The sequence below is a fragment of the Streptomyces sp. NPDC043861 genome, from assembly GCF_056435905.1.
Genome location: NZ_JBWKDP010000028.1, coordinates 1 through 6,422, shown reverse-complemented (window position 1 = coordinate 6,422; position 6,422 = coordinate 1). Strand labels below are relative to the sequence as shown.

Genomic DNA, 6,422 nt, shown 5'->3' with positions numbered 1-6,422 from the left:
CGTGCGGATGGTGAGTTGGAGTTCCTGGGGCGTGCGGACGAGCAGGTGAAGGTTCGTGGGTTCCGGATCGAGCCGGGCGAGGTCGAGGCCGTCGTCGCTGCGCATCCGCAGGTGGCGCAGGCTGCGGTGATCGCCCGTGAGGACGTCCCCGGAGACACCCGCCTTGTCGCCTACGTCGTCGCCGACGATGACGGGGTCGACGACCTGTCGGACCAGCTGCGGACGTTCGCGGCCCAGCGACTCCCGGAACACATGGTGCCGTCCGCGGTCGTGGTCCTGGACGCGTTGCCGTTGACCGGCAACGGGAAACTCGACCGCAAGGCCCTGCCCGCCCCGGACTACGCGGCGGGAGCGGGCACCGGCCGGGCACCGGCCAACCGGCAGGAGGAAATCCTGTGCCAGGCGTTCGCCGAGGTCCTGGGCCTGGAGAAGGTGGGCGTCGACGACGACTTCTTCGAACTCGGCGGCCACTCCCTGCTGGCCGTCGAACTCGTCGCGCGGATCCGTGCCGCTCTGGGCGTCGACGTCCAGATCCGGGCGCTGTTCGACTCGCCGACCGTGGCCCGCCTCGCAAAGCAGTTCGGGACCGAGAAGTCGACACGGCCGGCCCTGCGGCCGATGCGTGATCGGAGCGGCCGGTGATGAAGCCGCACTGATCGGATCAGTGTGGTGAGCCATCGACGGCGGCCGCCGCAGTTCGGATGCGGCGGCCGACCGTCAACAGCCCGGCGACTCGCCGGGGGTTGACGCGGAACAGCAGGCGTGCTTCCACAGGCTCGGGGCGATGGGCGGATCAATCCAAGCGGCTATGCCCCCAGCCGGTTGTCAACGTCTGCGCCGCCATCGGTTCTTTACGAGCCTCGGTGAGTACGCGGTGATGGCTGTGAAGGTCAGGTGATCTCCGTGACGATTGACCGCCCTCGGCGCGATCGTGGCCTTCACCCGCTGCAAGTGTGGTCCGACGCGACGGAGCCGACGAGCCGCGGCCGTGGGGCGGACGCGGTCTGGGCCGTCCTCGCCACCATGGCGCTGGGTGCCACTGTGCTGATGATCCTCTCGTCGGACCGCTGAGACCGGTGAGTGGCGAACCGTTGGACGTCGTCTGCGCGCACGGGCTGCATCGGCCCCGTGCCTTGCCGCGGTCCCAAGGGGCCGCGTTTGCCGGCAACGATCCACCGGGCGAACCGGCCCTTCCCGAACCGGGAACCAGGAACCCTCGACCGACTGTCCGTCAAAGGCCTCCTGCGCTGTTCAACTGCCCCGGGAAGGCAGTTGAACACCCCCCTCCCGCTACTTCGATCCCGCTGCCCAGGGGTGGTGCAGGGGCGCACAGGCCGAACATTGATCACCGCCGGACCGTGAGCCATAGTGACTGCCGGGGAAGCCGTCGTGCCCCGTATTACCGATAGATGAAACAGAGGGCGTAGGCCCGGATCGAAAACTGTGTCGATGCGGCGCTGCCGGCTGCCGTCATCGACCGAGGGCCTGTGCATCAGCGGTCATAAGAGGCCGGACCGTACGGAGAAGGAAGCCGGGCGGTCTGCACAGCCGTGCCCACCGGCGCTGTCGGGCAAGCCGGCCCGTGCACGGAGAGCGGCAGCCGGAGTTCACCAGTCAGCCTCGGCCGACGTCGCGGCCAGGACGTAAGCAGGAGGGGTCCTGATGATTCCGTTGTCATTCGCGCAGCGTCGGTTGTGGTTCATTCAGCAGCTCGAAGGGCCGAGCGCCAACTACAACATTCCACTCGCGCTGCCGCTGGCCGGTGACCTGGACCGGGATGCGCTCGCGGCGGCACTGTGCGATGTCCTCGAAAGGCACGAGGTCCTGCGGACCACGGTCGCCGTGGCCGACGGCGAGCCGTACCAGCACATCCATGACATCGAGGACCTCGACTGGGCCCTCCAGCAGGTGGATCTGACCGACGGCGACGGCTCCGGGACATCGGCCGATATTGCCGGCGCGCTGGCCGGCGTGTCCGGGTACGCCTTCGACCTGTCAACCGAACTGCCCATCAAGGCATGGCTGTTCACCACCGGCCCGGCGCAGTATGTGCTGGCCGTGGTCGTGCACCACATCGCCGGCGACGGCTACTCGATGCGCCCGCTGGCCGACGACGTCTCCACCGCCTACGCGGCGCGCCGTGAGGGCCGGGCGCCGCAGTGGGAGCCGCTGGCCGTCCAGTACGCCGACTACACCCTCTGGCAGCGCGAGCTGCTCGGCGACCTGGACGACCCGGACAGTCTGGTGGGCCGTCAGATCGGGCACTGGCGGGGCGCACTGGCCGGTGCGCCGGAGGAGTTGGAGCTCCCGTACGATCACATCCGCCCGCAGGTGGCCTCCTACCGCGGCCACAGCACCCCGCTGGCGATCCCCGCCGAGGCGCACGCCCGGCTCGCGGAGCTTGCCCGGGCCGAGGGCGTGACCGTCTTCATGGTGCTGCAGGCCGCACTCGCCGTGCTGCTGTCCAAGCTCGGGGCGGGGACCGACCTCCCGATCGGCACGGCGGTGGCCGGCCGCACCGACGTGGGACTGCGTGACCTCGTCGGCTTCTTCGTCAACAGCCTCGTGCTGCGCACCGACGTGTCCGGTGACCCGACGTTCACCGAGCTGCTCGCGCGAGTGCGCGAGACGAACCTGTCGGCCTTCGAGCACCAGGACGTCCCGTTCGAAAAGCTCGTCGAGGAGCTCGCCCCGACCCGCTCGCTGGCCCGCCACCCGCTGTTCCAGGTGATGCTCAGCGTGGAGAACCTCGCCCGCGCCGAGGTCGACCTCGGCGCGCGGGGCGACGCGGGGCTGCCCGCGGGACCGTCCCAGGCGGCACCGGCCGGCGCGATCTCCAAGTTCGACCTGGAGATCACCGCCGAGGAGACCTTCGACGAAGCTGGTGCCCCCGGCGGCCTGCACGGCTCGGTGATCGTCAACGCGGACCTGTTCGAGGCCGCTTCCGCCGTCCGGCTCGCCGAGCGTCTGGGCCGGGTCGTCGAGCAGCTGACCGCCGCGCCGCAGGCCCCGATCAACACCGTCGACATCCTCGGCGCGGCCGAACGTGAGCGACTGCTGACCGACTGGAACGACACCGCGGGCGAGGTCGGGCCCGGCATGCTGCCCGAGCGGTTCGCGGCGCACGTCGAGAGGACCCCGGAAGCCGTCGCGGTGGTGTACGAGGGCACGGAGGTCACGTACGCCGAACTCGATGCGCAGGCCAACCGGCTCGCCCGTCGGCTGGCCGCACTCGGCGTGGGCGCCGAATCGGTGGTGGGCCTCTGCCTGCCGCGCGGCGTCGACATCGTGGTGGCGATCCTCGCCGTGTGGAAGACCGGCGGCGCCTATGTCCCCCTCGACCCCGAGCACCCGGCGGACCGGCTGGCGTTCATCCTCGACGACAGCAGCGCCGGGGTGGTGCTGAGCACACGGGACACGGCCGACGGCGTCGCCGCCGGGCTCGACGCGGACCGGGTCGTGTGGCTCGACGACCCGCAGGAGGCGGCCGAGCTCGCCGCCCTTCCCGCCACGGCTCCGCACACCTTGGTCACCCAGGACGGACTGGCCTACGTGATCTACACCTCGGGGTCGACCGGCCGACCGAAGGGGGTCGCGACCGGACACGGCGCCCTGGCCAACCTGGTGTCGGTTTTCGGCCCGCTGATGGAGGTGGGCCCGGGCGTCCCGGTCCTCCAGTTCGCCTCGTTCAACTTCGACGCTTCCGTGCTGGACGTCGCGGTCACCCTGGCCCAGGGCGGCACCCTGGTCGTGGCGAGCGCGACCGAGCGGTCCGAACCCGCGTTGCTGCGCGGCCTCGTGAAGTCGGCCGAAGTCCGCTCCGCCAGCCTGGTCCCCTCCCTGCTCGCGGTACTGGACCTGGAGGACCTGGCGGGGGTAGGCGCCATGGTCGTCGGCTCCGAGGGCATCGACCCCGTGCTGGCCCGGGCATGGGCCCGCGACCGCCGCCTCGTCCACGCCTACGGCCCGACCGAGGCGGCCGTGATCACCGCGGTCGGACAGGTCGACCCGGACGGCACCGGCGCGGTGCCTTTCGGGGGCCCGGTGGCCAACACCCGGATGTACGTCCTGGACGGCAGACTGCAGCCAGTCGCGCCCGGCGTGACGGGCGAGCTCTACATCGGCGGGGCGCAGCTGGCCCGCGGGTACGTCGGACGCCCGGACCTCACGGCGGAGCGGTTCGTCGCGTCCCCGTACGCACCCGGCGAGCGCCTCTACCGGACCGGCGACCTGGTGCGCTGGACGGAGGACGGCCGGCTGGTCTTCGCCGGCCGCGCAGACGAGCAGGTCAAGATCCGCGGCTTCCGGATCGAGCCCGGTGAGGTCCAGTCCGCGGTCGCCGCCCACCCGGGGATCGCCCGGGCTGCAGTCGTCCCGCGGGAGGACACTCCCGGAGACGTGCGTCTCGTCGCCTATGCGGTCGCGGCGGGCGAGTCGGACGGAGCCGAACTGGCCTCCTCGGTGACCGAGTTCGTCGGCTCGAGGCTGCCGCAGTACATGGTCCCGTCAGCCGTCGTGCTGCTGGACGCGCTGCCGCTGACGGTCAACGGCAAGCTCGACCGCAAGGCACTGCCGGCCCCGGAGTACACGGCCGGGGCGGGCCGGCGCCCGGCCGGCCGCCAGGAGCGCATCCTGTGCGAGGAGTTCGCCGAGGCCCTCGGCCTGGAACGGGTCGGCGTCGACGACAACTTCTTCACCCTCGGCGGCCACTCGCTGCTGGCGGTCCGTCTCGTCGAGCGGCTGCGCGCCCGCGGTGTCGCCGTCTCCGTGCGCGCTCTGTTCGAGAGCCCGACCCCGGCCGGACTCGCGCTGTCCGGCGGCGCGGCCCAGGTCACGGTGCCCGAGAACCTGATCCCCGCCAGCGCGACCGCCATTACCCCGCAGATGCTGCCGCTGGTGGACCTCACAGCGGAGGAGATCGAGCGGATCGTCGCGACCGTCGAGGGCGGCGCGGCGAACATCGCTGACGTCTATCCGCTCGCCCCGCTCCAGGAGGGCCTGCTCTTCCACCACCTGCTCGCCGGCAGCGGCGAGGACGCGTATGCCCTGCCGACCGTCCTCGCGTTCGACTCGCGCGATCACCTCGACGGCTTCCTTCGCGCCCTGCAGCGAGTGGTCGACCGGCACGACATCCTGCGCACCGGCATCGTCTGGGACGGCCTGCGCGAACCGGTCCAGGTGGTGTGGCGCCGTGCCGAGCTGTCCGTGGACGAGGTGTCCCTCGACCCGCACGGCGCCGATCCGGTCGCCGAGTTGGTGGCGCTCGGCAGCGCTGCGATGGACCTCAGCCGGGCTCCGTTGATCGGCTTGCACGTGGCCCGCGCACCGCACACCGAGACCAACGAGCCGTGGCTCGCTCTGCTCCGTATGCACCACATGGTGCAGGACCACACTGCGAAGGAGGTTCTGCTGGAGGAGGTGCACGCCTTCCTCACCGGGCGTGGCGACGAGCTGGCGGAGCCGCTCCCCTTCCGCAACTTCGTGGCCCAGGCGCGCGGCGGCGTCGACGAATCCGAGCACGAGCGCTACTTCGCAGAGCTGCTGGGCGACGTCACCGAACCCACCGCACCGTACGGCCTGTTCGACGCACTCGGTGACGGAAGCGGCGTCGTGCGCGGCGGACTCGCCCTGCCGCAGCAACTGACGCGTCGTATCCGGGAGATCGCGCGGCGCATGGGCGTCAGCTCGGCACCTGTTCTGCACGTCGCCTGGGCACGCGTACTCGCGGCGGTCTCCGGCCGCACGGACGTGGTGTTCGGGACCGTCCTGTTCGGCCGCATGAATGCCGGCGCAGGTTCCGACCGCGTCCCGGGCCCGTTCATGAACACCCTCCCGGTGCGCCTGCCGACCGGTGAACTCGGCGCCCTGGAGGCAGTGTCGGCGATGCGCGGCCAGCTGGCCGAGCTGCTGGAGCACGAGCATGCGTCGCTGGCGCTGGCTCAGCGCGCCAGCGGAGTACCCGGTAACAGTCCGTTGTTCACTTCCTTCTTCAACTACCGCCACAGCCAGAGTGACCGGGGCGCGCATGCCGAGGGGACTGCTCCGGGCGACCCGATCACCGGCGTTCGGATGGTCTTCGAGCACGACCGCACCAACTACCCACTGTCCGTCGCGGTGACGGACGACGGGGACGCCCTGGAGCTGGCGATCGACGCGATCGCCCCCATCGACCCGCAAGCCGTCAGCGAACTGATGCACGTGGCCGTCGCCAACCTCGTGGTGGCGCTCGAAGCGGCCCTCGACGGCGGGGCGGATGCGCCGCTGAGCGGCGTGGACGTGCTCGGTGATGCTGAGCGTCGTCGGGTGCTGGTGGAGTGGAACGACACCGAGGTCGGGTTCGCGGGTTCGCTGGTGCCTGGGTTGTTTGCTGGGCAGGTGGGCCGGAGGCCGGATGCGGTGGCTGTGGTTGCGGATGGTGTGGA

The 6,422-nt window shown here is 71.1% G+C and carries 3 protein-coding genes; all 3 read left to right on the top strand.

Annotated elements, in window-relative coordinates:
- Positions 1-642, top strand: a 642-nt coding sequence (locus AC068D_RS35480) for an AMP-binding enzyme (protein ID WP_478827277.1), incomplete at its 5' end; no start/stop codon positions are given.
- Positions 643-903: 261 nt separating this feature from the next.
- Positions 904-1,071, top strand: a complete 168-nt coding sequence (locus AC068D_RS35475; protein WP_478827276.1) for a hypothetical protein — start codon at positions 904-906, stop codon at positions 1,069-1,071.
- 591 nt (positions 1,072-1,662) lie between these two features.
- Positions 1,663-6,422: amino acid adenylation domain-containing protein (locus AC068D_RS35470; RefSeq protein WP_478827275.1), on the top strand; the 4,760-nt coding region annotated here is incomplete at its 3' end.